The sequence below is a fragment of the Mesorhizobium sp. M0923 genome (assembly GCF_040319365.1).
In the GTDB taxonomy this organism is placed as follows: domain Bacteria; phylum Pseudomonadota; class Alphaproteobacteria; order Rhizobiales; family Rhizobiaceae; genus Mesorhizobium.
This window is the reverse complement of sequence record NZ_JAMYNW010000035.1, coordinates 20,570-43,986: the sequence shown is the minus strand read 5'-3', so window position 1 is coordinate 43,986 and position 23,417 is coordinate 20,570. Positions and strand designations below refer to the sequence as shown.

The window sequence follows — 23,417 nt, the reverse complement described above, 5'->3', positions numbered from 1 at the left end:
GGGGGAGATTGGCCATCACTTCCGCTTTCGCCAATCACCCATATCTGGAGGGAACCTAGATATTGTCGCCCCAGTTCTCCCAGAGCAGCGTGATAGTGCCGGTGACGGCAACCGTGCCGTCAGCGTCGATATCCGTGCCGGTGGCAAACGCCAGGTTGAGATAGAGGTCGACCGGCGTCACGGTGCCGTCGAGCGTAGCGGCTGCGGCAACATCGGCAATCGATGCGCTCGACAGCGCGGCACCCGCGCCATCCAGCGTACGGCCGGTCGCGCCCAGCACATTGACCATGGTGCCGGCGAGCGCAGCACTCGACGCCGCCGTCGAGCCGAGCGACCAGGTTAGCGCGGCATTGTCGTTGATGGTCGACGCGCGGGTAGTCAGCACCGCGAACTGCAATCTCGCCGTGCCGCCCTTGATACGGATCTTGCCATCGATGAAATCGAACAGCTTCTGACTGGCATAGGCCAGTGCATCGGTGACCGGCACCGGCATGGCATTGAAGGAGAAGACGGTGCGGTAGGCGCCGCCCTGCCCGGTCGTCCTGGCGGTAAGCCCCGCCTTGGGCGGGGCAAGGCCGGCTTCTCTGGCGGCGGCACGCGAAAGCGTCCGGGGAAGACCTCGGGTCATCTGGTATCTCCATTTTTTGGGGATTTGAGGAAGGTTCAACTGGACCGCGGCACGTAATCTGCCGCAAATCTCATGGACATTTAGGCCTTCTGTGTGTATCTATACACAACATGAAGAGCGCCGATGTCATTCATAGGCTGCTGGCGGATGGCTGGTACGAAGTGGCTCGAAAAGGAAGTCACGCCCAGTTCAAGCACAAAGCCAAGCCGGGCCGCGTGACAGTTCCGCATCCCAAGCGCGACATCCCGATCGGCACTCTGAAGAGCATTGAAAAACAATCCGGCTTGAAGCTGAGGTAGAGAAATGCGGAACTACATCGGACTGATCCACAAGCAAGCGGACAGCGACTTCGGCGTCTCCTTCCCCGATTTTCCGGGCCTGGTGACAGCAGGCGTCAATCTGGATGATGCCCGCGCCATGGCCGAGGAAGCACTGGCCTTTCATGTCGAGGGGCTGGTCGAGGATGGCGAAGCAATTCCCGAGCCGTCGTCCCTGGAGGAAGTGATGTCGGACAAGGACAATCTGAGCGGTGTCGCCATCCTGGTTCCCTTGAAAGCCGAAGCGGCGAAAGTCGTGCGCGTCAATGTCACCATTCCGGAAGATATCCTCGATCAGATCGATCGATATGCAGAGCGCCACGGCTACAGCCGATCCGGATTTCTGACCGCTGCGGCAAAAAAGGTGATGCAGATCGAGGCAGCGTAGCCCCTCGAAGGTCGATTTGAGATGAAGCTCCGTCGTCTTGTTCGGTTACATTTCTTTCCGAAACCGAGCTGTCAGACTAAAACAACCATGTCTTATTTCGTGAGGCTCAGTGCCTATGTTCCGCCGCAAATGCCACCGCACTTGGCAAAATCAGCCAGCGTATTAGTTCATAGGCTTCAAGGGAGTACCAGATGATGACCATGTACAAAGCCATTGCCGCCATGCTTGTGACTGCCGCATTGGCAGGCTGCGCGCAGACCGAAGCACAGCAGAGAACCAGCACCGGTGCGCTGCTCGGTGCCGGCGCCGGCGCTCTCGCCGGCCAGGCGATCGGCGGCAACACCAAGAGCACGGTCATCGGCGCGGGCGCCGGCGCCCTTCTGGGTGCCGTGGTTGGCAACGCCACCACGCCGCAGCCGCGCGGCGAACAGCTTTGCCGTTATCAGGATCGCAACAGCGGCCGCATCTACACCGCCCCCTGTGACGACCGCTATTATAACGGCGATTATTGAGCGTGCCCCCTTCTCCCCGTTCTGCGGGGAGAAGGTCCCGGCAGGGGGATGAGGGGCAGCGCAAACTTCTGAAATGCCGGCACCGCCCCTCACCTGCCTGCCGGCATCCTCTCCCCGTAAAACGGGGAGAGGGAAGCAGCTTCAGCCTCGGCGCATCCTTTTCCCTGATTTGGTCCTTCCGCTGATTAGAGGTCAGCGCTATCTTCCCTACCAAGGGGGACGAGCGATGCGGGCTATTGCAACTTCGAGGCCGGTGATCCTCCGCCTCGTAATCCTTTTGCTGGCTTGCTTGTTTGCGATGGAGCCGGCAAACTCGAAAGACGGCGACGTCTTCTTATGTACGGTGAGCGACTTCCGCACGTGGTCCGACATACCGTCATCTGGTAGCCCGGAATTCGTCGCAAATAACAAGGCCAGGAAATTCGATATCCAAGAATTTGCCGATCACTTCATTGTAACCAGCAAATCGAGCACGTTCAAACCATCCTCAACGAAATACGATATCTTCCAACGCAGCGTGTATCAGGTCGCTGCATTTGATAGCACGACATTCATGCTCGACACGTTCGTTATGAGGACAGCAGATGTTGAAGGTCCTCCGACCAAGGCGCGGGTCACGCTGCAAACTCCAACATATCTGAACACGTGGTATTTGGACTGCGCCTTGCAGAATTGATGCACCGCAGAACCGATGGCTATTCGCGTTCAGATATCCTGTAGCCGCAAACCCTACCTCCCCTCCGCCCTCGCCGCCTTCTCCAGTGCCGCCAGTTGCGCTTCGTCCAGCATCAAAAACCCCATAATATGCTGCACCACTTCGGCGCGGGCATTGCTCAGCGCGCTGTGCAGCTCGAACCCGTTCGGCGTCTTGGTCTTGGCCAGCCACTCGCCATAGGATGGCCGGCGGTAATAACCCGTCGTCGCCGTGAGGTCGGCCAGCACCATCTCGCCGTCCTGGCCTGAGAACACCCTGAGATAGGCCTTGGCCAGCGCATCTTGCGCCTTGGCCGGGCCGCCGGCCTGGCTGGAATGGGCGAAGCGTTTGCCACTCATACGCCCTGCCCGCCCGAAGCATCTTGCACACCCTGCGGCATCAGCTCGCCGAGTCCATCCAGCAGGCCGCTATCGCGCGCCTGTACGGCCGCCGGCACCGCATCCCTGGCGACCTTGCCGGCGGCGGCGACCGCCGCCATGCCGGCCTGTTCCTGCTGGGCCTTGGCACGAGCATCGCGAATACCGGCCACCTCGTCCTGGCGGCGAAAGATGCGCTGCGGGCTGCGGCCCGCGCCCTGCACGATCTTCAGTGCTTCATCGCCGTCGATATTGTCCATGATGCCGGGATCGAATTGCGCCATCTGCATGGCCGTCGTCACCACCTGGATGGTGTCGCGGGCTTCGGCCGAGCGGCGCAGCACGTCGAGCGGGCCGGTGAAGGTCGGCCGCAGCGCCTTGCCGGCGAGGCTCGCCGGCGGCAGGAAGCGGCTGTCTTCCTCGTAAAGTCCCTTGTCTTCCAGAATACCCAGCTCGCGGTCGAGATTGCTGGCAAAGCCGGCCTGGATGATCGAGCCGGACGGCCCGAGCAGCGCGCCCTTCTCCTCCTGCCGGATCAAGGCCTCGGTCGCCGTCATCTGCGGGTTCTGCACCAGCGTCTGGAACAGGTTGACGAACATCATGTCCCGGATCTCCTCGGCCCGGCTGTCGGCATAATTGAACGCATAGGTCGGGTTCTGGCCGGTGGCGATGGGCGCGATCAGCGGCCGGCCGGCATCGTCGATCAGGCCCGGATAATTCTCGCCGGGATTGAGCACCGGCACATAGTCGAGCCGCGCCTTGGACGCGGTCGCCGGATCGGTGATCTGCTGCAGGGCGCGCAGGCCGGAGCGCCGCACGGCGTTCTCCTCGCGCACCGTCGTCAGCGCCTCGATGGTCGGCGAGATGCCGTAGGGATCGCCCTCGTAGCGGCGCCAGTTGAAGCACGATACCGGGAACGAGCGAAAACCGCTTTCCCTGACGATCACCTCCTCGTCCTCGATGACGTGATAGGAAGCGAACGCCGTATCGAGATACTGATAGGTGCCGCTCAGACTGTACATCTTGCGCTCGTCGCGCGGCTGGATGCACTGGATCAGCGAGATCTTCGTCTCGCATTTCGAGGGGTCGTCGACCAGAACCTTGATCCGCACCGGCAGCTTTTCATAGCCGAGCAGTTGCGCCGCCTGCCGCGCCGTGCGCTCGTAGCGGCGGTGGAAAATATCGACCTGGCCCCAGCGGTTGCGCGAGAGATAGCCCTCGACCACGGGGATCGAGGCATAGCGGATCAGCGTGCCGCCAAAACCCTCCTCGGCGTAGAGATAGGCTGGGCCGTAGCGCACGACATTGCGCAGGCATGCCTGTGTTGCCGGCACGAAGTTCGAATTGGCGGAGTAGCGCAGCGAAAACAGGAAATCGCGCAGCGCTTCCGCCCATTCCTTTTCCTCGTCGGTTTCCTCGTCGTTGATTGCCGCGGTCGACAGCCCATGCCATTTCTCTGACTGCGGGATGATCAGGCTTTCCAGCCCGGCGGCCAGCCGGTTGGCGGCCGAGTTGATGGTGTTGGCGTAGACGCGCGCACCGCGCCGCTCCTGCCGTTCGGCCTGCGAATCCGTGCCGGCCTGGCGGCGGCCGCTCCACATATCGGGCGCATCGGGGTCGCAGAATTCGGACACCGCCTCCCAGACATGCTCGTACTGGCTGCGTTCGCTCTCCAGTTCTGCCTGTCGCGACAGAATATCGCGAGCACGGGAATCGCTCATGGTCAGCCTCGCTTGATGGATTTGATTGAAAAGAAGCGGCGGGACGCCGAAGCTGCCGACCTCCCCCTTGTGGGGGAGATGTCCGGCAGGACAGAGGGGGGCGCGAAGGATCGCAAGCCTGCGTTTTTTATGTTTTTCCGACCGGATTCGCCCAACCGGAATTCGCCTAACGTCGCGTTACAAATGATCCACAAGCCGGCGGGACAGCGCCCCCCTCTGCCCTGCCGGGCATCTCCCCCACGAGGGGGGGAGATCGGCAGTTTCAGCTGATCATGCGCTGCCCTCGAGCGCCGGGCTCCGCCCAAAACGCTGCACCACGAAACGTCCCATCTTCTGGCCGGGCACTTCGATCAGCGTGTAGGTGATCCAGGACAGCAGGCACACCACCGGCAGAACGACGACAGTGACGACCGCAAAGCGCAGCGGCGCCGACAATTCGTGGCCGAACTGGGTGATGACCAGGGCCGCGACCGGCTGGAGAACCAGCAGATGGATCAAATAGATGCTGAAGGAAAGCTCACCCATCAGATGAAAGAACCTGTTGGCGAGCGTCATGGCGATCTTTCTGGCCACGATGCCCATCATTCCCGGCAGCATCCGGTAGAGAACCAGGGCAAAGAAACCCAATACGAGCGCTTCCCGCATCAAAAGCTTGCCAAGCCCATAGCCGCCGCCGAAGGGCAGCGCGGCCAGAGCCATGGCCAACGCCAGATATGCGAAGGGCCGCTTTTGCCTTTGATGGACGACGCCCGCCAGCAGCATCCCGCACAGGAAAATCTGCATCTTCAGCGGCAGGAACGACGGCATCGGAAAATGCACCGACAATTGCCCCATCAACAACACGATCGCGCTGCCGGTGGCCGCTACCAGAATGGCGCTCCATACCCAGTCAAGCCTGCGCACCAGCAGCATGATCGCCGGAAACACCGCATAGAACTGCATCTCCAGCCCGAGGCTCCAGTCCGGCAGCGGCGTGCGATAGGCGAAATTCGGCACCAGGCCGAACAGGAACAGCAGATGGGCGCCAATATTCTTCAGGCCGCTGTCGAGATAACGCTCGGGCGCCTGCGGCGACCTCAGCAGGAACTCGTCGATGACCATCCTCGACTGGTAGAGATAGGGGCCAAGCGCCAGGGCAGCGAACAGCATGATGTAGAACAGCGGCGCTATCCTGAAGTAGCGGCGGGTCCAGAATTTCAGCCAGGTTTCCGGCCTTTGCCAGGGCTCCTTGTCCTGGCGCAGCTGGTAATGGAACACCATCAGGAAGCCGGACAGCATGATGAACAGATCGACGCCGAGGTCCGGTTCGCCGAGGATAGGAACCTGCCAGCCGGTCAACAGCAGGCAGTGCCCGATAAGCACCCAGATCGCGGCGAGCGCCCGAAGCCCGTCCAGGCACTCGATGCGCGATGTTTCCGTCATGCCGAACTTCTCGATAGCCATGTTGCAATGCAGCATGGCGGCTGAGGGAAGAATGTCAACCGTGCGGAAGGAACACGATTTGCGCTCGGTTGTTACGGAAAACGCGGAAGCTGCGATCTCCCCCCTCGAGGGGGGAGATCGGCAGCATCACCCGCCTCTCTTCTTCACCAACCTTGCGTGCCGGCGCCAGTACCACCACGCCAGCACGCGGTTGCGGAACACTCTTCTCATCGCGCCCATGTCAAACCCCCAGCAGCACGCGGCGCTGGCCGGTGAGCTCACTGGGCGACAAATCGGTCTTCACCGTTCCCGCGGTCCCATCATTGGCCGCCAGCTGGGCCCGCAACGCGGCCTCGCGCGCCTGCACGTCCTTGTCGGCAATGGTCGGTGTCGGCGGCAACGGCTTCAGCGCCGGCGGCTTTTGAAAAAGGCACATGGTTTTCTCCAAAGTGAGAGATTCTCGTCCAGTCGTAGAGCAGAAAATCCTCGCCGTTCCGGCCGTAGCCCGGCAGGCGGCAGCGTTGCGTGGCACCAAGCCGGGCCAGCCAGCGCAGCGCCAATTCATTGGCGGCCAGCGCTCGCGCCTCGACCCGCCAGGCGCCGTGCGCCGCAACCTGCGGCCCGAGCACGGCGTGAAAGAATTCCGTAATCCCAGGCACGCAGCGCCTCATGCGGCGCGTGCCCCAGCTCCAGGCGATCCACAGCCCGCTGCGCTGTTCGGCGGCGCCGAAGCCGGCCTCCGGATTGCCGTCGAGCTCGGCAACATAGGCAAACCCCTGCAGCGCCGTCAGCGCCAGCAAAGCCGGCGACCACTCGTCGAACTGGCAGTCGATCTCGGCTCGGTCCTCCGGCCGCAGGTTGGCGGCGATATAGGAGAGATCGCGCAGTGTGGCGGGGATGATGCGGATGGTCACCGAAACGCCCCCAGCGGATCGGCCTGCCCCGCCTTCCGCCGCGCGGCTTTGAACACCGCCGGGTCGACCACCGCTTCCCTCAGCATCATCACGCCATAGCGGGTCGCCGCCATCAAATCGTCGCGCAACTTCACCACCTGGCCATCCCGGCGGTGATAGAGCCGGAACTCCTCGAACCACGGCAAAAGCGTCGAAAACACCTTGAAGCGGCCTGATTGCATGCGATCGAGCATGTCCATCAGCCCGGCCTCGACCGATACCGAACCGTCGGCGAACTGCGCATGGCTGGCGAGCATGTTCAGCCCATGTGCCGAATATTGCTTGGCAAGCGCGGTGCCGGCACCCTCCAGTGTCTCGCGGCGGCCGTCGCGCGGCCATGCCCATGGCAGCCATTCGCCCCACGGTTTCAGAGTCAGCGCCTGCATGGCGGGAGTCTGCTGCGAAGCGCGGCAGGCCTTTGTGACATAGACGACGTCGGCCTCCGTATCCCAGGCGAGCTCGACCGCCGCCGAGGGATGGTCCCAGCCGAAATCGAGTGCGCCGAGCCGCGGCCAATAGCGCGGCAGCGGGAACGGCTCACAGGCGATCAGCTCCTCGGCCACCGGAAATATGCGGCCGGAGCCGAGCACCGGAATGCCTTTGGCCCGCGCCTCACGCTCATGCGCCGGATAGGCGGCAATGATCTCGGCGCGCTGCTGCGGCGTATAATGCTCGGCATCGTCGATGGTCATGAAGGTGACGTGACGGGTCATTGTTTTCACCCTCGCGGCATTGAATCATGGTGGCAGGTGTTGGACGTATGCTGCTGTTCGGTAAGATGTTTTCATGATGGCGGGACAGCGCCCCCCTCTGTCCTGCCGGACATCTCCCCCTCAAGGGGGGAGATGGCAGCTTCAGCGTCTCGCTTATCCGCAAGCATTGGAGATTGGCGAAAGCCAATGCGACATCCAATCTCCCCACTAGAGGGGGAGATGTCCGGCAGGACAGAGGGGGCGCGAAGGAACGCGAGTTGCGCGATTTCGCAGCCCTGTCATCCCCTCCCCATCCCTCCCACCTGCTCCGCGGACAAAAACAGCAGCACCACGTCCGACATGCCGAGCAGCGGCGTGAAGGTGACGATGGTGATGCCGCCGGTGGCGTTGGTGCGGGTCAGTCCCTCGGAATAGATGTCGAGCGGCGGCTCCTCGTCGAACCAGACGCCGTGCAGCGTTTCGCCCTGCCATTTCTCGCGGCCTTTCTCGTAGCTCTTGAACGACAGCACCGATTCGTCGGCCTGGACATCGCCACCGCCGCCCCAGCGCACCACGATGCTGTCGAGCGCGCCCGGCGCCCGTCCCGCCATCGTGCTGACGATCGCGTCGGCCGGGATCATCCCGGTGCCCCAGGCCGCCTGCTGCTGCGGCGGGCCGATCAGGATGCGCTGCGGGTTGTCGCGCGTGCTTTCACCGGTGACGCCGGCCGCCCACATCCGTACCGCACAATCGAAAACCTTGCCTTGCCACCAATCGGGATAGCGGCCGGTGAGGTGCATCGCCCACTCGGCGCCGCCCGCCCTGGTCTTGCCGAGCTGGTTGCCGGCCATGAACAGGCGCTCGCGATTGGTCGCGCCGGCTGCGTGAAATTCGGCCTGTCGGGGATAAGGCCGATAGGCGGCAAGCTGGTTAGTGCGGCGCCTCCGGTCCAGCTCCGCCAGCAGGCTGAGATATTCCTTCCTTGCCGCCCGGCTGGGCGAAGCCTTTTGCGAAGTCCGGCTTCTCGAGGAACGGCCTAAGGACGGCTTCGAGGCCGCGGATGCGCTGCCTGATTTCGTCATCGCTCAATGCATCCAGATTGTTGATGTTGACACTAAGATCCTTGGGCAGCACCGAGAGCACGAGCTTCAGATACTGATCGGGCTTTTCGGCGCGCACCTCGGCGATGACGCCGGCGCCATGGGCGCGGAAATCGGCGCGGATCGCTTCGAGGAAGCCGTCGGCCAGCGTCTTCTTCGCCCGCTTGGTTCGCTTGCCGGGTGCTTGATCGTGCGGCTGGGGATCGCCGGTGGAAGGAGCCTTGGCCATGCCCTACTCTGCCGTCCCGGCGGAGATCGCCGGCTTCTTGTTGGCTGGCCGCACAATGCGCTTGCGCGGCTTGGCCTTCTTGCCGGCGCGTGCCGACTTCGGCTTGTGCGGCTGGCTCGCCGGCTTCGCATCAGTCGGCGTGCCGGGCTTCATCGCACCGGCGTCAGGCAAGGCATTCAGCCGTGCCCTGAGAATTGCCACCGCCTTGCCGTCGAGTGCTTCCGACGGGAAGCCGAAGCCGCCGACCGCATCGACGGTACCGCCACGCAGCATACCGATCCGCACGCCGGCGGCGACCAGTTCGAAGCGGCCGATGCGTGCACAGGGTGCGGCGCCGGCGAACTCGCCAATGGCGCTGACGACCTCGTGGCCGTCATCGTCGGTGATGATGGTGGCGTAACGGTTGGACATGGGGATGTTCTCTGGGGTGGGCGCACGAGCGCGTTGCGGGATTCATGGTTGGTGATTTCGCGGTTCCGACGATCGTCAGGTCGCGTTCCTTCTCGCCCCTGTCCTGCCGGCCCCACAGCTGGCAGCTCACGTAACGTTTGGTCGAAAAAGAAGCCTGAAACAAAAAACCCGCCTCGGCGGGCGGGTCGTTGGAGCCAATTGGCACCATACCCAAATTAGTAGCATAGCTGCCGGCACAAAGCAAGAACAAAATGTGGCATCAGCGGAAAAAAATGCACTGACGACCTCGCACCCTTCATCGGTGGACGGCTGGAAAGAGGGGTTCTTTGGCGAGAAAGGCGGGGCATTGCGTGAGACTTGCGTTGATGGGATGGTGTTTGCGCTTGAGGGGAGCGCGTCATGGGCAATGTCACCGGTCACTACGGCAGCGACGGCATCGTCGATCGCATATTGGCCGCGATCCCGGACGCCGACCCGGCCGGCAAACTCGCCGCCGCGCAACTCTATCCATTCGATCAGCTCCATGGCCGCGAACTGATCGCCACGCGGGAGCATGCTGCCCGTCTTGCGCCTTCGCCGATAGATCGGATCTTGGATATCGGCAGCGGCATTGGCGGGCCGGCAAGATTTCTGGCCTCGACCTATGGCTGCCAGGTCGACGGCATCGACCTGACGCCGGCCTTTGTCGCCGCGTCGAGCCGACTGACCGCACTCAGCGGATTGTCCGACAAGGTTCGCTTCCATCAGGCCGACGCGACGAAATTGCCTTTTGGCGACAGCACGTTCAATGCGGCGATCTGCTTCTATGTCGGCATGAACATCGAGAATAAGGCCGCGGTCATCGACGAGGCCTGGCGCGTGCTGAAACCGCGAGGCAGGCTGATCTGGACCGAGGCCGTGCTCGCCGGCGGCGAGCCGTACTACCCCATGCCCTGGGCGGTTTCGCCGGCGACCAGTCACCTCGCCGATCGGGAAAAATTGAAAACCCTGTTTGCAGATGCCGGGTTTCGCATCGACGAGATCGTCGACGAAACCGGCGAACATGTTGAGCTGGCGCTGCAGAGAGCCAATTCCGGCATCGTGCCCTCGCCGACGCAGCAGCAGGCAAATGAAATCGTCATGGGCGCGGAATTCCTGCAGCGCCGCCGCAACTACATCCGAAGCCTGAGTGACGGAAAGCTCGCCTCGCTCGCCGTGATCGTCTCCAAACCGGCCTGAAACAAAAAACCCGCCTCGGCGGGCGGATCGTTGGAGCCAGTTAGCACCGTACCTAGATTAGTAGCATAGCTGCCGGCACAAAGCAAGAACAAAATACGTTGCGGCGGCAAAAAATGCGAGGTGGTGGGCGAAGCACACCGGCCGGCGAGACGCCACCGTCCGGATCAGAACAGGCATTCGCGCGTTTGAAGCTTAGCCAATGGGAGCAAAAGCCATGAACGTCGCCAATCTGCAACTCGAAGGCCTGCTTATGGCCATCGCATCGATCAATCAGGTCCTGGTCCGCAAGGGCGTGCTCTCTGTCGAGGAGATAGACATCGCCTTGCGCAAGGCCGAAGCCAGCGAGACCAACGAGGAAAGGTCCGAAGGCATGTCGGCGTCGAGCCGCGACGCCGTCAACTTCCCGATCCGACTGCTGGAGTTGGCCAATCAGTGTCAGCCGGAGACGGACATGCCGTCCTTCTCGAAACTGGCGCGCATGGTCGGTCAGATCAAGGAACCTTACAACGACCAGATGTGACGCGGCGATCATAACTGGCGCCGCGATCGGAGTTGACACAGCGATAACGGCTGCCGTGCCGGGCTGGCGGCGACTGCTAGCGGCCCTGCATGATCCTGATGACCTTGCTGTTGTCGGCGGTTGGCGAATGCAGCTTCACATAGTCGGCGTAGGTCAGTCTGCCACTGGCAATGGCATTGCTGATACGGCTGCACAGGGCCGTCTCGTACTTCGCCACGCTCACATTCATGAACGCAGCGTAAGTCTTCTTTTCGCCGAGCGACGTGGATTTCTCTCTTGCAATGCAGTCCTTGATGACCAGGCGCTTCACGGCAGGGCTGCCTTCAAGCGTGGCATGCATCGTGTTGAATTCGCCTTCGGTCAACGTGGTGCAGCCGGCAAGCAGTGACGCGCCGATCATGGCGGCAGCAAAACGCGTGGCGATGTTCATGAATTCCCCCTCAAGACCCGTGTCTTGCTTAGCCCGTCGAAAGTTGGAAGTACAGAGGGAATGCAGGCGCCTCTACAAAAAGCATAAACCTAGAACGCCCGTTACTTTAGCTGTCGCTTTTATTGCAGTCGACCTGCGATGGCCTGAATGACGGGACCCGGCCGTCCTCGATGTCACGACGATGCTGGTGCGGATCGAGACGCCGGATCCGAAATTCCGGCATCACCCCCTGCCAAGCTTCAGCGCCAGGACGCGGCCTGGCCCGTGCACGGCGGCAAACAGCAGCCCGGCCAGGAAGGTGAAATGGTCGACGAAGAAGCCGAACTCCGCCTGGTTGCCGGCCCAGTGCGATGGCCCGTGGAAGGCGAAGCCCAGGAACAGCACATAGGCGCCGGCGACGAGTGCTGCCCAGGAGAAGAAGGCGCCGGTCAGGAAGCATAGGACGAGGACGACCTCGAGCAGGGCTGCGCACCAGGCCAGGAACAGCGGGAACGGAAATCCGGCCGCCGCGATATAGCCGGCGGTGGCGCCGATATCGATGAATTTGAAGGTCACGGCCATCAGGAAGACGGCGGCAAAGATCAGGCGGGCGACAAGGATTGCCGCGGTCTGCCACGGCGACTGAACGGATGATTGAGTGGTTTCCAAGGTCATGATGTCCTCCCAAGAGTTGCGACGGTTTCGCCCCAAGGACGCACCACCAGCCGCAAGCCCGACATCATCCCCCGAAAAACCTGCAGGATACAAGCGCGTAGCGGGCCAGACATTGCAGAACCTGGTTCCTCGCCCAATGGAGGCAGGGCGCATATGGGCAAGTGCCCCCTCACCCGGATTGCCAACCGAATTGCGAAGGGCAATTCGGGGCAATCCGACCTCTCCCCGAGGGGAGAGGAGGTCGCCTGCGTTGATGCCAGCCTCTTCTCCCCAGCGGGGAGAAGGTGGCCGCCCACGGGTCTTGCCTCCGGCAAGCCCGAGGACAGGCTCCGCGGCCGGATGAGGGGGACTCCCTATCGATTGTCTGCCTTTACTAGGGCGAGGAACCAGGTTCAGGACTACCCCACCTTGGCCCCCGGCTTGCTGATCGGCTCCCGTATCGTTCCATACTGGCTGCCCCAGCGGTCGGTCATCGCCCAGCGTATGTCCCAGAGCTCCGGGAAGAAGCGGTGGCGGGCGCCGGCCTCCAGCAATTCGACCGGCCGGCCCTTCAGCGATTTCGCGCCGAGGCCGATCGTGCGGTGGATGAGGTAGAGGTGGTTGGCGCGGAATTTCTGGAACAGCTCGTCGAACTCGACCAGCGCTTCGGCAACGACATAGCTGTCGCCGTGATCGTAGCCGGCATCGTAGACGTCCTCGACCGAGAGCCCGCGGCCATCGAGGTAGGACGCCTTGAAGGCCCGCCACAGATCGGGCGGCAGCCGCAGCAGCTGCTTGAAGCCCGGCGATTCCTGGCCGCTGCCATTGCCGAGCTGCAACCGGATCTGCTGGTATTCCTTGGGCGACATGGTTTCGAGCAGGTCGAGCTGCGCCGTCATCATGCGCATCAGCCGGTGCACGCGCCCCATCAGCGTGACGATGCGATGCGTGTCCTGCTTTTCCAGGAAATCGACGACGTCGACCAGCGTATAGGCGATGAGCTTCATCCACAGTTCCTCGACTTGATGCACGATCTGGAACTGCAGCTCGTCGGCATTGACCATCTCGGCCAGCGGCTTCTGGCAGGCGAGCAGCCTGTCGCATTTGAGGTAGACGCCATAGTCGCGCATCTCAGGCGTTTCGATGCGGGCATAATAGTCCTGCTTGTCCATGGCCATGCTCCTTGCCCCGGCCGTCGGGCCGCAGGCGCTTGTTGGGTCCCGGTCCCCGAGTCTAATCGCTTTCTTGCCGAACATTGTCCCTTTCTGTTATTCGGCTGGCGGGAAACAAAGGACAAAAACTGCATCTGAAGCGGAAGGAAAGAACGAATGCTGCTGGATGCGGTCGACCGGAAGATCGTCGCGGCGCTCGAACGCGATGCCCGCATCTCCTTTGCCGCGCTCGCCGACGAGGTTGGCCTGAGCAAGACGCCGTGCTGGAAGCGGGTCAAGGCGCTGGAGGACGCCGGCGTCATCCGCGGCTACTCGACCCGCATCGACCCGGCCAAGCTCGGCTTCGGCATCGAAGCCTTTATCCAGGTGTCGATCGATTTCGAGCTGTCGGACGCCTTCGAGGCGGCGGTGCAGAAGCATCCGCTGATCCGCCGCTGCCACGCCACGACAGGCGAGGCCGACTATCTCCTGCAGATCGTCACCGTCGACATGATGGCGCTCGACAGGATGCTGCGCGAGGAGCTCAGCCGGTTACCCGGCGTGCGGCGCACGATCACCTCGATGGCGATGCGCGAGATCAAGGGCGGCATCTCGTTCGCCAATGCCGTCGGGCATACGCAGACAAAGCGATAGACGGGCGGCGGGGCGGCGCCCCGGTCAGGCCCTCGTCACCAATTCGCGCCCCAGCCGCTTCGGTGGCTCGGCGCGCAGAACCACATTTGTCGTCACCGTGCCGTAGTGGCCGATGCTGTCGACGATGCTTTCAAGGTCGGGCGGTGACGGGACCACGACCTTGACCAGAAAACAGTCCTCGCCGGTCACCCGCAGTACCTCGATCACCTCCGGCAACTGGGCGAACTTCTTCAGGCAGGCCTGGATATGCTCATGCGTGGTGCGCAAGCGGATGACCGCCATGGTGCCGAGCCCGAGCGCTGCCGAATTGATCACCGCCTTGTAACCGGTGATGACGCCGCGCTCCTCCAGCCGCTTCACCCGTTCCGAAGCGGCGGGCTGGGACAGGCCGACGCGGCGGCCAAGCTCGGAGATGCCGATGCGGGCATCCTCCTGCATGATCTCGATGATCGCCAGATCGGTGGGATCGAGCCTTGGCCGATAATCGCCGTTCCGCATGATCACCTTTAATCCATCGGATTTCTTCGCTGCTTTCCGATGATCTCTCATTCCGCCGCCTGGGAGAAGACCTAGAATTGCGCGCGTTGCATCAGGAGAGAAGGGCTTCGCATGACCGAATTCATCATTGTGCCGGGCATCGGCGGATCGGGCAAAGCCCACTGGCAGACACGTTGGCAACAGGCGGACCTGGCGATGCGGCGGTTCAGCCCGGCGAGTTGGGACGCGCCGGACTTCGACGACTGGGTGGCTGCGCTGGAAGCCGCTGTAGGCCTGGCAAGGACACCACCGGTGCTCGTCGCCCATAGCCTCGGCTGCCTGCTAGTCGCGCACTGGCAGCGGATCTCGCCCCGCGAGGTCGGCGGCGCGTTGCTGGTTGCGGTTCCGGACCCTGCGTCGCCGGCCTTCCCCTCCTCCGCCCGCGCCTTCGCCGAGACACCGCAACAACGGCTTCGCTTTCCCTCGCTGATTGTCGCCAGCACCAACGATCCCTACGGCTCGCTGGACTATGTCAGGGCAAAATCCGAGCGCTGGGGCAGCGATCTCCATATCGCCGGACCGCTTGGCCACATCAATGGCGACAGCGGGCTCGGCGACTGGCCGGCGGGAATGGAGCTGCTGACGGCTTTTCTCGGGCAAACGCAAGCAAGCGCCCGAGGCGCCGTGCTTCAGCCGTGACCGCATCAGGACGGCTACCGCGCCGCCGCCCTGACCTGGTTGCGCCGCGATGCCGCGCCTCAGTTCGATGCTGCGGCCGGCGAGCTGAGTTCGAGGAACGGTACGGTTGAGCCCGGGATCATCGACTTCGGCAATTCCCCGTTCCATCTCTCCGCCTTGGTCAGTTCGACCAGCAGCGGATTGTTGGCGATTGCGGCGGCGCGGGCCTTGATGGCTTCCGCGGTCGCCTCGCCTTCGATCCTGGTCTTGTAGGCGCTGGCTTCGGCTTCGGCCTTGACGCTGTCGGCGCGGCCCTTGGCCTGGGTGACGGCGATGTCGGCCTTGATCTTTTCCTGCTGCAGGTTTTGTTCCTGCTTCTGCACCTCGACCTGCGCCGTCATCCTGGCTTCGACCGCCTGCTCGTAGGCGTCGGAGAAGTCGATGTTCTCGACCTGCACGCTGTCGATCATCACCGGGCCATCGGTTACCGCCGCAATGGCCTCGGCGACGTCCTTGTTGAACTTCGCCCGGTTCTGGATCACCGACACCGCGTCGTACTGGCCGAACACCGTCTTGATTTCCTGCGGTGCTTTCCTGGCGATGACACGGTCGGCCAGTGCCTCGATCGACCCGTAATTGGTGTAGACGTTGCTGACTTCGGCGGCCGGCACGTGGAAATTGACGGTGACGCGCATGTCCGCCGGCTGCTGGTCGCGCGAATAGGCCTGCATGGCCGGCAGGCCGCTGCAATCGTTCTGGTTCTCGCAGCCCCATTTGAGCACCTGCTGGCGCAGGCTGATCTTCTCGACGCGCTGCAGCCATGGCAGCTTGAAATGCAGCCCGGGATCGACGACCGAGCTCAGCGCCCCGTTGGTCAAGAGCACGCCGCGGTCGCCCTGGTCGATCGTGTACCAGGATCCCAGGAGCGCAAAGACGCCGAGCGCCACGATGACGAGGGCGATCAGGCCGGAACCGATCGACGCCGTCCCCGGCTTGCCCTGCGGACGGCCCGAATTGCCTCGCGTATCGGTCATTGCCCACCCCAACTTGATTGCCCGTGCTGGTTTTGCCCACAATAGTGGCGGCATTGCAATCCTCTGGACATGGAAGGATGTTCGCGCCGGCCGGTCGGACCGGCCGGGTGGTTCGGGCCGGCCAGGGCAATTCCCTACGCCGAAATTGCTTTACGGCACCTGCGTAATGCTGCCGCTGCCTCTGACCTCCGAACGCCGCATGGTCGGGTGCCCATAGACGTCGCCGTCACCGCTGCCGGAAATCGTGACGTCCGCATACGCTTGTGCGGTAATCTCCGCATCGCCGCTGCCGCGGATCTCGATCCGCGCGGATTGGGCGATAAGGTTCCTGAGCCGGCCGGTGCCCGAACCGCGGATATCCAGATCGACCGTCTGGGCGGTTCCGGTTGCGGCAACGCTGCCGCTGCCGCGGATGTTCAGCTGCAGCCCGGGCTGATTGATCTGCGACAGGGCAAGGTCGCCGCTGCCGACCACTTTCCAGTCTGAAATTGCCGGCCCCGACACGCTGACATCGAACCGGGACGCGAACCAGCCCGGTTCGCAATCCAAGGTGAGCCTGCTGCCTTCCATCCGCACATGGTCGATCAGGGTCGACTCGCCGCTGACGACGGCCTCGGCCTTGTCACCCGGCTGATAACGGACTGAAGCCGGCAAAGCGATCGTGAAACTGCCGTCGTTGCGGAACGGCAGCGTGACCTCTTTTCTGGTCGATGTGGTTGCTCCGCAGGTGGATTGTCCGCCAATCCATGAACCCCCGGCGTTGATCCAGTCCGGCCCGGCCAGCCCGATGCCGACGGCCAGGAAGAGCGCGGCGCCGGCCAGTCCCGCCGCTGCGACGAATGCCAGTTTTCCCGTCATGGTCCGTTTCCTTCAACGTGATGACAAATTGCGATCTTGGCACCGCTCAAGCCTGGTTGCGGTCCGGGTGGGTCAGACGGGAATGCATCCGGGCATAGCGCCCGAAGACCTGTATGCCGGCGCTCGACCCCAGCAACAGCAGGGCGCCGCCGCCGAGGAACCCGCACACCAGTCCGGCGCCGATGAAGACGCGGCCAAGCATCGCCGTGAGCGTGCCGCCGGGCTCGAACAGCAGCGTGGTCAGAATGATCTTGATGCCCAGCGCACCGATGGCGACAAGCGTGATGCCAAGGCCGAGCGCAAGCACGACCGCGGTGATGAGCAGCGGCAGCAGGAAGACGATGTCGACGAAGGCAAGGCCGGCAAGCGCGAACGTCGCCGCCAACATGTTCGACACGCTCCAATGAGTTTCAAAACGGCGCAGCCCAGCTTCGGCGCGGAGTTCGCGGGCAAGCCTGGCCGGGTCACCCAGGGCCGCCGCGACCTCCGCTTCGCTGCGGCCCGAGGCATCGGCGAAATGGGCGGCGTAGTCGCCAATAATATCCTCGATCTCCTGAGTTGGCAGGCCGGCGAGCCCCAGTCTCAATTTTCGCAGGAAGGCATCCCTGGTCATGGCAAATCCTCAAGAAGTTTGTCGACTGCGCCCGCGAGCGAGCGCCAGTCGCGGCGATGAGCTTCGAAAGCCTGCTGGCCGAGCGGCGTGAGCCGGTAATATTTGCGCGGCGGCCCGCTGCTCGACTCGACGATGCGGGTGGCGACGAGGCCGTCATTCTGCATCCGCCGCATCAGCGGATAGATCGTGCCTTCTCCCATGTTCACAGCGGCGACCAGCGTGCTGGCGATCTCGTAGCCATAGCTTTCGCCCCGCGACAGCACGGCCAGGACGCACAACTCGAGAGCGCCTTTTCGCAACTGCACCTGGATCGAGTCGGTCATGCGTAACTTCCAATTCAATGGCTGTATATAACACGCTACCTGTTTATGCAAGGTAGCGATTGGTAGCTCGCCAGGCTAGGCGGACAATGGAGATTGGCTTTGAAAACCGCTTGTCTGTTTGACGCAGTTCCGGACGGAAAACCGCCGACACTTTTCTGGAACCGCTTTAGCGGACTTCCACTCCAGCGCAGCGCCGCGCTGGTAGGCGTTGCCTGACGCGTCCTTCTGCCGTTCGGCATCGCTTTTGCGCTTCGGGCAATCCTCGTAATTGTGGTCGCGCCCACCGCAGTAGGAGCAGCATTTTGCCGGCGCGTCGGAGCGAAGCATCGTTGGCATGCACAAGAATGCACGAAAACCCGACAGATTGCTAAGGCTGCGGCACCGGCAAGGTCGATTTCGCCACGGAACCGCTGCCGTCGCATGAAAGTTATCTGCTCATTGCAACCGGAGCACAGGACATGGCCGACGACCAGAACCGCTACGAGACCGGAGCGAGGAAATATCCGGCAAAGACGAGCCCCGACGCGGCCGACGAATTCTCGCAGGATGCGGCCGGCAACAAGCCACCTCCCGGCGGCATGGGATTGACCAGGCCGGCTGACGATTTCGACGACAAGACCCGGCATTCGGAGGGCCAGAACCCGCCGCGCGCAGCGATCCGTCCAGACGGCAAGGCTACCGTCAAGAAGCCCGGCAAGGACGCAAGACGATGAACGTCGCCAATCTCCAGCTCGAAGGACTGATGATGGCAATCGCGGCCGTCAACAACGCGATGGTCCACAAGGGCCTGTTATCGGTCGACGAAGTCGACATGGCGTTGCGCCGGGCCGAGGCGGCGATGACCAGCGACGAGCGTCTCTATGAAGACATGTCGCCGTCCAACCGCGACGCCGTCTGCTTTCCGCTCAGGCTGCTGCAGGCGGCCAACAATGCCCAGGGCGAAACCGGCGTGCCGTCCTTTGCCGAACTGGCCAGGATGGTCGGCCGGACCAAGGAGCCCTATAACGACCAGATGTGATGGAGGACGCCATGGCCGACGACAAATCCAAGACCAAGCAGGATCGCAAACTGGTCTCCGGCGAAGAGCCATACGAGGTCGCTGCGTTTGCCCGCAAATACGGCATACCGCAAAGCGAGGCCGCGACCATTATCAAGCGCTACGGCCCCTCGAGGAGGAAGCTCGACGCGCATATGGCGAGCCGCAACGCCTGATCCACGTTGGCGGCCGGCGCCGCTCACGCCAGAAGCGTCCCTGCCCTGCCGCCTTGTCGAGATCCGCCCGCCGGGCGGCCTGCTGTGTGTCAGGCTCGCCGCTGCGGGATTCAACGCCTGGTTTTGATAGCCGTGGAATACTCTCGCGGCGCAACAACTCATTTACCTCGACACTGTACCAGTCCGGTGAGCAAAGCCGGGGGGTCGGATGCAGGAACAACTATTGCGCTACGAATGTGTCTTGGAGCCGAACGGACGATGGATGGTGTGGGACATCGTTCACGATCTGCCGGCGCAATTTTCGCAGATCGCGCTGATCGGCCTGAGCCGTCGTGAAGCGGTTTCGCTCTGCCGGCTGCTCAACGAGACGAGCCGTTCCGAGACGCGGCAGAGCCGGGCCTCCTGAGAAGCGCGTGCGTCTCAGGCCTGCCCAAGCTCGGAGGATTTACATGCGATCGACAATATTCGGTCTGGTCCTGTTGCTGCCGGCCGCCGCCCTGGCGGAGCCGATCGAGACCCAGAAGATCATCACGGCGGCGACCGGCGACTGGAACGGCGATGGCGCCGCCGATCTGGCGATGATCGTCGAGACCGAGCCCGGCTATTCCATGGACCTGCATTTGTTCCTCAGGGACCGCGACGGCAATTTTCTCAGGCCTGCCGGGGTCGTGCATGAACAGATTTACGCGGAATGGAAGGACTACGATCGGCCAGGCCCCGCCACATCCGACGCCGAGCCCGAACTCACCGCGCTCCCCAACGGCTCGATCAAGCTCTATATTCCGGCGATGGAGATCGGCAGCGAGCGGACCAACAAGACGCTGACGCTCGCCTGGCGCAACGGCACGTTCGTCGTCGCCGTTTTCGCCTACGAATATTGGGATTACATGGACGACAAGGTTGCCGGCGACTGCGACTACAATGTGCTGACCGGCAAGGGCAAAAGCAGCAAGAAGCTGGCGGAAGGCACCACCAGGCACGCGACCGTATCGGTCGAAGGCAAGGTCATCCCGTTCGCGGAGTGGACCCCAGGCACTGGCTTCAGCGCTTGCGGAGCGTGAGAGGTTTCGGTTGCCTCACTGCAGCGGCGGCTTCCACAGCAGGCTGTTGCGATCGGCGGATTTGACGCGCAGCCAGGTTTCGCGGCCGTCGCGCAGCACGCGGATCGGGATCTCGGCGCCCGCCGGGCCGCTCTTCCACAGCTTGCGATAAAAATCGGCGAGCCCGTCGACCGCCGCGTCGCGGACATCCGAGATGACGTCGCCCTGGCGTAGGCCCGCCTGGGCGGCCGGGCCGCCCTCGGCGACGCTCATCACCACGACCTTGCCGTCGCTCTCGGCCGAGAAGGCGCCGAGCCACGGCCGCGGCGGCCTGGCGACCTGGCCGCGCGTCAGGAGATCGTCGAGGATAGGCGGCAGCAGATCGATCGGCACCACCATGTTGATGTCGGCGACCTCACCGTTGCGGCTCATCTGCAGGCGCAGCGAACCGATGCCGAGCAGCCTGCCATCAGCGCCGATGAGGCCGGCGCCGCCCCATGAGGGGTGGGCCGGCGCCGTGAAGATCGCTTCGTCGAGCAGATATTCCCAATAGCCGGCGAATTCCTGCTTGGTGACGATCTGCGCCCGCACCGAGCGGCCGACGCCGTCGGCGAGCACGACGGGATCGCCGATCTTCGCCCTGGACGCATCACCGAGCGCAATGGCGGGCAGTCCGAGCGGCGCCAGCGCCTGCACCAGGCCGAAGCCCGATTCCTGATCGTAGGCGAGCGCATGGGCGGGCACCACGCGGCCGTCCTGGTCGGCCAGCCAGACCTCCTCGGCCTCGGTGATGAGATAGCCGATGGTGAGCACCAACCCGTCGCCGCGGATGACGACGCCGCTGCCTTCGCGGCGGGTGCCCAGCGCGTCTGCCGTGAAGGCGTCTTCGGGGACGGTGGCGCGGACGGCCACGATGGATCGCAAAAGGGGCTCGATATTCATGCTTTGGTTCCTGGCAATGTTCGCAGGCTGATATGAGGTTCGCAGGCCGATATGGGCTATAGGTATGGCGCAGGTGACCAGGCGCAAGAGGCGGCGCCGGCTTTGGTGTGGACCGGCGCCTCGCCGTTGGCGCCGGGGTTTTGCAACAGCGCCGGCCGCCCTATCTGTACCTACGGCTATCCGAAGCTGTCCTATGCAAAGTTCCTCCTCCATCACCCAAGTTGATACCCTGAGATCCTCCCCAATCCTTCCAATCCCCAATCCTTCCAATCCAAAGGCCTCCCGACATGAACGACTACACAACGGACCAATATACGCCGCCAAAAGTCTGGACCTGGAACAAGCCAAATGGCGGCGCTTTCGCCAGCATCAACCGGCCGATCGCCGGCCCGACGCATGACAAGGAACTGCCGGTCGGCAAGCATCCGCTGCAGCTTTATTCGCTGGCGACGCCGAACGGCGTCAAGGTGACGATCATGCTGGAGGAGCTTCTGGCGCTCGGCCACAGCGGCGCCGAATACGACGCCTGGCCGATCAGGATCAATGACGGCGACCAGTTCGGCAGCGGCTTCGTCAAGGTCAACCCCAACTCCAAGATCCCGGCCATGATGGACCGCAGCGGCGAAAAGCCGATCCGCATCTTCGAATCCGGTTCGATCCTGCTCTATCTCGCCGAAAAATTCGGCGAATTCCTGCCGACAGAGCAGCCGGCTCGTGCCGAAACCCTGTCATGGCTGTTCTGGCAGATGGGGTCGGCGCCCTATCTCGGCGGCGGCTTCGGCCATTTCTATGCCTATGCGCCGATGAAGATCGAATATGCCATCGACCGCTTCGCCATGGAGACCAAGCGGCAGATGGACGTGCTTGACCGGCGCCTGGCCGAAAGCGAGTATTTAGGCGGCAGCGACTACACGATTGCCGACATCGCGGTGTGGCCCTGGTATGGCGGCCTGGCCAAGGGCCGCATGTATGATGATTCCGGCGAGTTCCTGCAGGTGGAAGAGTACAAGAACGTGCAGCGCTGGGCCGACGCCATCGACGCCCGGCCAGCGATCAAGCGCGGCCGCATGGTCAATCGCACCTTCGGCGAGCCTTCGATGCAGCTGCACGAGCGCCATGACGCCAGCGATTTCGAGACGAAGACGCAAGACAAGCTCGAGGCGGCCAAAAGCTAAGCGGATGCCACGCCGATCTCCCCCCTCGTGGGGGAGATTGGCAGCTTCGGCTGGCTCGCCTCCACCGCCGCCATCCACAGCCGGTCGATATCGGCCAGGAATTTCTCGTCGAGCTTGTCGAGGTGCTTCCAGTACATGCCGTCCTCGAAGAAATAGCCGAGTTCCTTCTCGATCCTGTCGGCCTCCTCCGCCTGATCGAGTTGCAGGCCGGCAAGCATCTCCGCCTTCATTTCCGAAAGCTGCGAGGAAGACAGCGCGCCGAGTTCGTCGAGCGTCAGCCGCGGGAAGATCAGCCGGCTGCGCGGCAGGTCGGATAGGTTGACGCACAGGCACCCGCGCCGGAGCGCATGGATGAGCAGGCGGGCCGACTTCGCCTCGAGGTTGCGCAGCGTGACGTCGTTGCGCAAAGGGTCGGCGCGGCCGACGCCGTAAAAATGCGTGTTGCCGGGCTGGTCGTAGATCATGTCGCAGCCAAGGAATGCCAGCACGTCGGGCTTCTGGCTGTGGATCGTCCAGTAGGCCGCCGTCATCGACATGGTGCCGCCGGCATAGACGAAGCCGCCAAAGCTGTTTTGCGCCGGAACGTAATGCGAGGCGCTGAAGATCTGCGCCTGCTGCAGGGGATCGCCTTGCGGCATCCGCTCCGCCGGGAAATCGCCGGCATGGACGAGGAAATCCCAGTCGGGGCGCACGCGCCAGGCATTGTTGATGGCGACGATCTTGCCGAAGGCCTGCTTGGGCCAGGCCGCGCAGCGCACCACATCGGGGGCGCTGCCGATCAGCAGAATCACGTTTGGCGTTCCGTCGATCACCATACCCCCTCTCGACCGACCGAAATGCATCTCAAGGCCGCCCGGTTGAACGGCTTTATAGCCTCAACGCCGCATCGAAACACCAGCCGGATTTAGGCTGACATCAACAAAAGGGAGCTTTGCCAGCCGGTTGTAAAGTGTGGCCTCAGGCACCGTCGTACAAGCAGGAGGCAGGTTTTCCCGCTAGCCCAAAACCGACGATA

General features: G+C 63.1%; 33 protein-coding genes. 14 read left to right on the top strand and 19 right to left on the bottom strand.

The window, feature by feature from the left end:
• Window positions 1-55: 55 nt before the first annotated feature.
• The gene (locus NKH89_RS33710; RefSeq protein WP_352844574.1) at window positions 56-628 is read right to left on the bottom strand and encodes a hypothetical protein; all 573 of its coding nucleotides are present in this window, start codon (window positions 626-628) and stop codon (window positions 56-58) included.
• 110 nt (window positions 629-738) lie between these two features.
• On the opposite strand from NKH89_RS33710, the gene NKH89_RS33705 reads away from it, so the two are divergent.
• The 4 genes from NKH89_RS33705 (at window position 739) to NKH89_RS33690 (ending at window position 2,521) form a co-directional block, all read left to right on the top strand.
• Window positions 739-927, top strand: a complete 189-nt coding sequence (locus NKH89_RS33705; protein ID WP_352496017.1) for a type II toxin-antitoxin system HicA family toxin — start codon at window positions 739-741, stop codon at window positions 925-927.
• Between the two features lie 4 nt (window positions 928-931).
• On the top strand, window positions 932-1,333 hold the full coding sequence (locus NKH89_RS33700) for a type II toxin-antitoxin system HicB family antitoxin (protein ID WP_023718152.1): 402 nt from the start codon (window positions 932-934) through the stop codon (window positions 1,331-1,333).
• Window positions 1,334-1,527: 194 nt separating this feature from the next.
• Window positions 1,528-1,845 (top strand): YMGG-like glycine zipper-containing protein, encoded by a 318-nt coding sequence (locus NKH89_RS33695; protein WP_352524211.1) that lies wholly within the window; start codon window positions 1,528-1,530, stop codon window positions 1,843-1,845.
• A 73-nt stretch (window positions 1,846-1,918) separates the two neighbouring features.
• On the top strand, window positions 1,919-2,521 hold the full coding sequence (locus tag NKH89_RS33690) for a hypothetical protein (RefSeq protein ID WP_156948043.1): 603 nt from the start codon (window positions 1,919-1,921) through the stop codon (window positions 2,519-2,521).
• Between the two features lie 53 nt (window positions 2,522-2,574).
• Here the strand turns inward: NKH89_RS33690 and NKH89_RS33685 are convergent, their stop codons facing one another.
• The 8 genes from NKH89_RS33685 to NKH89_RS33650 all read right to left on the bottom strand — a co-directional run bounded on the left by NKH89_RS33685 (window position 2,575) and on the right by NKH89_RS33650 (window position 9,444).
• Window positions 2,575-2,898, bottom strand: a complete 324-nt coding sequence (locus tag NKH89_RS33685) for a Bbp19 family protein (RefSeq protein ID WP_352858057.1) — start codon at window positions 2,896-2,898, stop codon at window positions 2,575-2,577.
• Window positions 2,895-4,637 carry a portal protein gene (locus tag NKH89_RS33680; protein WP_352642935.1) on the bottom strand — a complete coding sequence of 581 codons (1,743 nt, stop codon included), beginning with the start codon at window positions 4,635-4,637 and terminating at the stop codon, window positions 2,895-2,897. Before NKH89_RS33680 ends, NKH89_RS33685 begins: the two co-directional genes overlap by 4 nt.
• A gap of 270 nt (window positions 4,638-4,907) precedes the next feature.
• Window positions 4,908-6,059: an acyltransferase family protein gene (locus NKH89_RS33675; RefSeq protein ID WP_352516075.1), complete on the bottom strand. Its 1,152-nt coding sequence runs from the start codon at window positions 6,057-6,059 to the stop codon at window positions 4,908-4,910.
• A gap of 320 nt (window positions 6,060-6,379) precedes the next feature.
• On the bottom strand, window positions 6,380-6,973 hold the full coding sequence (locus NKH89_RS33670) for a hypothetical protein (protein WP_352496074.1): 594 nt from the start codon (window positions 6,971-6,973) through the stop codon (window positions 6,380-6,382).
• Window positions 6,970-7,725 (bottom strand): phage terminase large subunit family protein, encoded by a 756-nt coding sequence (locus NKH89_RS33665; protein ID WP_051409635.1) that lies wholly within the window; start codon window positions 7,723-7,725, stop codon window positions 6,970-6,972. The genes NKH89_RS33670 and NKH89_RS33665 overlap by 4 nt, the downstream gene beginning before the upstream one ends.
• A gap of 278 nt (window positions 7,726-8,003) precedes the next feature.
• A complete protein-coding gene (locus NKH89_RS33660) occupies window positions 8,004-8,555 on the bottom strand; it encodes a terminase large subunit domain-containing protein (RefSeq protein WP_352642931.1) in 552 nt (183 codons plus the stop codon).
• Window positions 8,556-8,634: 79 nt separating this feature from the next.
• Window positions 8,635-9,033 (bottom strand): hypothetical protein, encoded by a 399-nt coding sequence (locus NKH89_RS33655; RefSeq protein WP_023718144.1) that lies wholly within the window; start codon window positions 9,031-9,033, stop codon window positions 8,635-8,637.
• A gap of 3 nt (window positions 9,034-9,036) precedes the next feature.
• Complete coding sequence (locus tag NKH89_RS33650) at window positions 9,037-9,444, bottom strand: hypothetical protein (protein WP_352911564.1); 408 nt, start codon at window positions 9,442-9,444, stop codon at window positions 9,037-9,039.
• 399 nt (window positions 9,445-9,843) lie between these two features.
• Here NKH89_RS33650 and NKH89_RS33645 point away from each other — a divergent pair, with 399 nt between their 5' ends.
• Window positions 9,844-10,662 (top strand): class I SAM-dependent methyltransferase, encoded by an 819-nt coding sequence (locus NKH89_RS33645; RefSeq protein ID WP_352496072.1) that lies wholly within the window; start codon window positions 9,844-9,846, stop codon window positions 10,660-10,662.
• Window positions 10,663-10,876: 214 nt separating this feature from the next.
• A complete protein-coding gene (locus NKH89_RS33640) occupies window positions 10,877-11,182 on the top strand; it encodes a hypothetical protein (RefSeq protein WP_023675713.1) in 306 nt (101 codons plus the stop codon).
• Between the two features lie 76 nt (window positions 11,183-11,258).
• Here the strand turns inward: NKH89_RS33640 and NKH89_RS33635 are convergent, their stop codons facing one another.
• The 3 genes from NKH89_RS33635 to NKH89_RS33625 all read right to left on the bottom strand — a co-directional run bounded on the left by NKH89_RS33635 (window position 11,259) and on the right by NKH89_RS33625 (window position 13,417).
• Window positions 11,259-11,612, bottom strand: coding sequence for a hypothetical protein (locus tag NKH89_RS33635; RefSeq protein WP_023718140.1), 354 nt, complete (start codon window positions 11,610-11,612; stop codon window positions 11,259-11,261).
• A gap of 222 nt (window positions 11,613-11,834) precedes the next feature.
• Window positions 11,835-12,266 carry a DoxX family protein gene (locus tag NKH89_RS33630; protein WP_352481623.1) on the bottom strand — a complete coding sequence of 144 codons (432 nt, stop codon included), beginning with the start codon at window positions 12,264-12,266 and terminating at the stop codon, window positions 11,835-11,837.
• A 398-nt stretch (window positions 12,267-12,664) separates the two neighbouring features.
• Window positions 12,665-13,417 (bottom strand): tryptophan 2,3-dioxygenase family protein, encoded by a 753-nt coding sequence (locus NKH89_RS33625; RefSeq protein ID WP_352481624.1) that lies wholly within the window; start codon window positions 13,415-13,417, stop codon window positions 12,665-12,667.
• Between the two features lie 156 nt (window positions 13,418-13,573).
• On the opposite strand from NKH89_RS33625, the gene NKH89_RS33620 reads away from it, so the two are divergent.
• A complete protein-coding gene (locus NKH89_RS33620; protein ID WP_031193729.1) occupies window positions 13,574-14,050 on the top strand; it encodes an Lrp/AsnC family transcriptional regulator in 477 nt (158 codons plus the stop codon).
• A 24-nt stretch (window positions 14,051-14,074) separates the two neighbouring features.
• Here the strand turns inward: NKH89_RS33620 and NKH89_RS33615 are convergent, their stop codons facing one another.
• The gene (locus NKH89_RS33615; RefSeq protein ID WP_352496077.1) at window positions 14,075-14,548 is read right to left on the bottom strand and encodes an Lrp/AsnC family transcriptional regulator; all 474 of its coding nucleotides are present in this window, start codon (window positions 14,546-14,548) and stop codon (window positions 14,075-14,077) included.
• A 111-nt stretch (window positions 14,549-14,659) separates the two neighbouring features.
• Here NKH89_RS33615 and NKH89_RS33610 point away from each other — a divergent pair, with 111 nt between their 5' ends.
• Window positions 14,660-15,226 (top strand): RBBP9/YdeN family alpha/beta hydrolase, encoded by a 567-nt coding sequence (locus tag NKH89_RS33610; RefSeq protein WP_352481625.1) that lies wholly within the window; start codon window positions 14,660-14,662, stop codon window positions 15,224-15,226.
• Between the two features lie 59 nt (window positions 15,227-15,285).
• Here NKH89_RS33610 and NKH89_RS33605 read toward each other — a convergent pair whose 3' ends face one another.
• The 4 genes from NKH89_RS33605 to NKH89_RS33590 all read right to left on the bottom strand — a co-directional run bounded on the left by NKH89_RS33605 (window position 15,286) and on the right by NKH89_RS33590 (window position 18,033).
• On the bottom strand, window positions 15,286-16,239 hold the full coding sequence (locus tag NKH89_RS33605; RefSeq protein WP_352496070.1) for a prohibitin family protein: 954 nt from the start codon (window positions 16,237-16,239) through the stop codon (window positions 15,286-15,288).
• Between the two features lie 150 nt (window positions 16,240-16,389).
• On the bottom strand, window positions 16,390-17,097 hold the full coding sequence (locus tag NKH89_RS33600) for a GIN domain-containing protein (protein WP_352911560.1): 708 nt from the start codon (window positions 17,095-17,097) through the stop codon (window positions 16,390-16,392).
• A gap of 46 nt (window positions 17,098-17,143) precedes the next feature.
• Window positions 17,144-17,710, bottom strand: a complete 567-nt coding sequence (locus NKH89_RS33595; RefSeq protein ID WP_023718133.1) for a DUF1700 domain-containing protein — start codon at window positions 17,708-17,710, stop codon at window positions 17,144-17,146.
• Window positions 17,707-18,033 carry a PadR family transcriptional regulator gene (locus tag NKH89_RS33590; protein ID WP_023718132.1) on the bottom strand — a complete coding sequence of 109 codons (327 nt, stop codon included), beginning with the start codon at window positions 18,031-18,033 and terminating at the stop codon, window positions 17,707-17,709. The genes NKH89_RS33595 and NKH89_RS33590 overlap by 4 nt, the downstream gene beginning before the upstream one ends.
• Before the next feature lie 458 nt (window positions 18,034-18,491).
• Here NKH89_RS33590 and NKH89_RS33585 point away from each other — a divergent pair, with 458 nt between their 5' ends.
• The 5 genes from NKH89_RS33585 to NKH89_RS33565 all read left to right on the top strand — a co-directional run bounded on the left by NKH89_RS33585 (window position 18,492) and on the right by NKH89_RS33565 (window position 20,306).
• Complete coding sequence (locus NKH89_RS33585; protein ID WP_023718130.1) at window positions 18,492-18,746, top strand: hypothetical protein; 255 nt, start codon at window positions 18,492-18,494, stop codon at window positions 18,744-18,746.
• Window positions 18,743-19,051 carry a hypothetical protein gene (locus NKH89_RS33580; protein WP_352911557.1) on the top strand — a complete coding sequence of 103 codons (309 nt, stop codon included), beginning with the start codon at window positions 18,743-18,745 and terminating at the stop codon, window positions 19,049-19,051. The genes NKH89_RS33585 and NKH89_RS33580 overlap by 4 nt, the downstream gene beginning before the upstream one ends.
• 11 nt (window positions 19,052-19,062) lie before the next feature.
• Window positions 19,063-19,245: a DUF3606 domain-containing protein gene (locus NKH89_RS33575; RefSeq protein WP_023675702.1), complete on the top strand. Its 183-nt coding sequence runs from the start codon at window positions 19,063-19,065 to the stop codon at window positions 19,243-19,245.
• A gap of 208 nt (window positions 19,246-19,453) precedes the next feature.
• A complete protein-coding gene (locus tag NKH89_RS33570; protein WP_031193725.1) occupies window positions 19,454-19,651 on the top strand; it encodes a hypothetical protein in 198 nt (65 codons plus the stop codon).
• Window positions 19,652-19,694: 43 nt separating this feature from the next.
• On the top strand, window positions 19,695-20,306 hold the full coding sequence (locus NKH89_RS33565; RefSeq protein ID WP_352911554.1) for a hypothetical protein: 612 nt from the start codon (window positions 19,695-19,697) through the stop codon (window positions 20,304-20,306).
• Window positions 20,307-20,321: 15 nt separating this feature from the next.
• Here NKH89_RS33565 and NKH89_RS33560 read toward each other — a convergent pair whose 3' ends face one another.
• A complete protein-coding gene (locus NKH89_RS33560; protein ID WP_023718127.1) occupies window positions 20,322-21,227 on the bottom strand; it encodes a S1C family serine protease in 906 nt (301 codons plus the stop codon).
• 287 nt (window positions 21,228-21,514) lie between these two features.
• On the opposite strand from NKH89_RS33560, the gene yghU reads away from it, so the two are divergent.
• Window positions 21,515-22,402: a glutathione-dependent disulfide-bond oxidoreductase gene (gene yghU / locus NKH89_RS33555; protein WP_023718126.1), complete on the top strand. Its 888-nt coding sequence runs from the start codon at window positions 21,515-21,517 to the stop codon at window positions 22,400-22,402.
• Here yghU and NKH89_RS33550 read toward each other — a convergent pair.
• The gene (locus NKH89_RS33550; RefSeq protein ID WP_198030471.1) at window positions 22,399-23,193 is read right to left on the bottom strand and encodes a hypothetical protein; all 795 of its coding nucleotides are present in this window, start codon (window positions 23,191-23,193) and stop codon (window positions 22,399-22,401) included. The two genes, yghU and NKH89_RS33550, sit on opposite strands and share 4 nt — an antisense overlap.
• Between the last annotated feature and the right edge of the window lie 224 nt (window positions 23,194-23,417).

Bases quoted from the DNA above. Each gene is read 5' to 3' on its own strand.
- NKH89_RS33590 (WP_023718132.1), bottom strand. From the start codon at position 18,033: ATGACCGACTCGATCCAGGTGCAGTTGCGAAAAGGCGCTCTCGAGTTG.
- NKH89_RS33605 (WP_352496070.1), bottom strand. From the start codon at position 16,239: ATGACCGATACGCGAGGCAATTCGGGCCGTCCGCAGGGCAAGCCGGGG.
- NKH89_RS33585 (WP_023718130.1), top strand. From the start codon at position 18,492: ATGGCCGACGACCAGAACCGCTACGAGACCGGAGCGAGGAAATATCCG.
- NKH89_RS33600 (WP_352911560.1), bottom strand. From the start codon at position 17,097: ATGACGGGAAAACTGGCATTCGTCGCAGCGGCGGGACTGGCCGGCGCC.
- NKH89_RS33575 (WP_023675702.1), top strand. From the start codon at position 19,063: ATGGCCGACGACAAATCCAAGACCAAGCAGGATCGCAAACTGGTCTCC.
- NKH89_RS33595 (WP_023718133.1), bottom strand. From the start codon at position 17,710: ATGACCAGGGATGCCTTCCTGCGAAAATTGAGACTGGGGCTCGCCGGC.
- NKH89_RS33680 (WP_352642935.1), bottom strand. From the start codon at position 4,637: ATGAGCGATTCCCGTGCTCGCGATATTCTGTCGCGACAGGCAGAACTG.
- NKH89_RS33640 (WP_023675713.1), top strand. From the start codon at position 10,877: ATGAACGTCGCCAATCTGCAACTCGAAGGCCTGCTTATGGCCATCGCA.
- NKH89_RS33665 (WP_051409635.1), bottom strand. From the start codon at position 7,725: ATGACCCGTCACGTCACCTTCATGACCATCGACGATGCCGAGCATTAT.
- NKH89_RS33695 (WP_352524211.1), top strand. From the start codon at position 1,528: ATGACCATGTACAAAGCCATTGCCGCCATGCTTGTGACTGCCGCATTG.
- NKH89_RS33635 (WP_023718140.1), bottom strand. From the start codon at position 11,612: ATGAACATCGCCACGCGTTTTGCTGCCGCCATGATCGGCGCGTCACTG.
- NKH89_RS33570 (WP_031193725.1), top strand. From the start codon at position 19,454: ATGCAGGAACAACTATTGCGCTACGAATGTGTCTTGGAGCCGAACGGA.
- NKH89_RS33685 (WP_352858057.1), bottom strand. From the start codon at position 2,898: ATGAGTGGCAAACGCTTCGCCCATTCCAGCCAGGCCGGCGGCCCGGCC.
- NKH89_RS33630 (WP_352481623.1), bottom strand. From the start codon at position 12,266: ATGACCTTGGAAACCACTCAATCATCCGTTCAGTCGCCGTGGCAGACC.
- NKH89_RS33620 (WP_031193729.1), top strand. From the start codon at position 13,574: ATGCTGCTGGATGCGGTCGACCGGAAGATCGTCGCGGCGCTCGAACGC.
- NKH89_RS33705 (WP_352496017.1), top strand. From the start codon at position 739: ATGAAGAGCGCCGATGTCATTCATAGGCTGCTGGCGGATGGCTGGTAC.
- NKH89_RS33650 (WP_352911564.1), bottom strand. From the start codon at position 9,444: ATGTCCAACCGTTACGCCACCATCATCACCGACGATGACGGCCACGAG.
- NKH89_RS33675 (WP_352516075.1), bottom strand. From the start codon at position 6,059: ATGACGGAAACATCGCGCATCGAGTGCCTGGACGGGCTTCGGGCGCTC.
- yghU (WP_023718126.1), top strand. From the start codon at position 21,515: ATGAACGACTACACAACGGACCAATATACGCCGCCAAAAGTCTGGACC.
- NKH89_RS33610 (WP_352481625.1), top strand. From the start codon at position 14,660: ATGACCGAATTCATCATTGTGCCGGGCATCGGCGGATCGGGCAAAGCC.
- NKH89_RS33655 (WP_023718144.1), bottom strand. From the start codon at position 9,033: ATGGCCAAGGCTCCTTCCACCGGCGATCCCCAGCCGCACGATCAAGCA.
- NKH89_RS33560 (WP_023718127.1), bottom strand. From the start codon at position 21,227: ATGAATATCGAGCCCCTTTTGCGATCCATCGTGGCCGTCCGCGCCACC.
- NKH89_RS33645 (WP_352496072.1), top strand. From the start codon at position 9,844: ATGGGCAATGTCACCGGTCACTACGGCAGCGACGGCATCGTCGATCGC.
- NKH89_RS33700 (WP_023718152.1), top strand. From the start codon at position 932: ATGCGGAACTACATCGGACTGATCCACAAGCAAGCGGACAGCGACTTC.
- NKH89_RS33710 (WP_352844574.1), bottom strand. From the start codon at position 628: ATGACCCGAGGTCTTCCCCGGACGCTTTCGCGTGCCGCCGCCAGAGAA.
- NKH89_RS33615 (WP_352496077.1), bottom strand. From the start codon at position 14,548: ATGCGGAACGGCGATTATCGGCCAAGGCTCGATCCCACCGATCTGGCG.
- NKH89_RS33690 (WP_156948043.1), top strand. From the start codon at position 1,919: ATGCCGGCACCGCCCCTCACCTGCCTGCCGGCATCCTCTCCCCGTAAA.
- NKH89_RS33625 (WP_352481624.1), bottom strand. From the start codon at position 13,417: ATGGACAAGCAGGACTATTATGCCCGCATCGAAACGCCTGAGATGCGC.
- NKH89_RS33565 (WP_352911554.1), top strand. From the start codon at position 19,695: ATGCGATCGACAATATTCGGTCTGGTCCTGTTGCTGCCGGCCGCCGCC.
- NKH89_RS33580 (WP_352911557.1), top strand. From the start codon at position 18,743: ATGAACGTCGCCAATCTCCAGCTCGAAGGACTGATGATGGCAATCGCG.
- NKH89_RS33660 (WP_352642931.1), bottom strand. From the start codon at position 8,555: ATGGCCGGCAACCAGCTCGGCAAGACCAGGGCGGGCGGCGCCGAGTGG.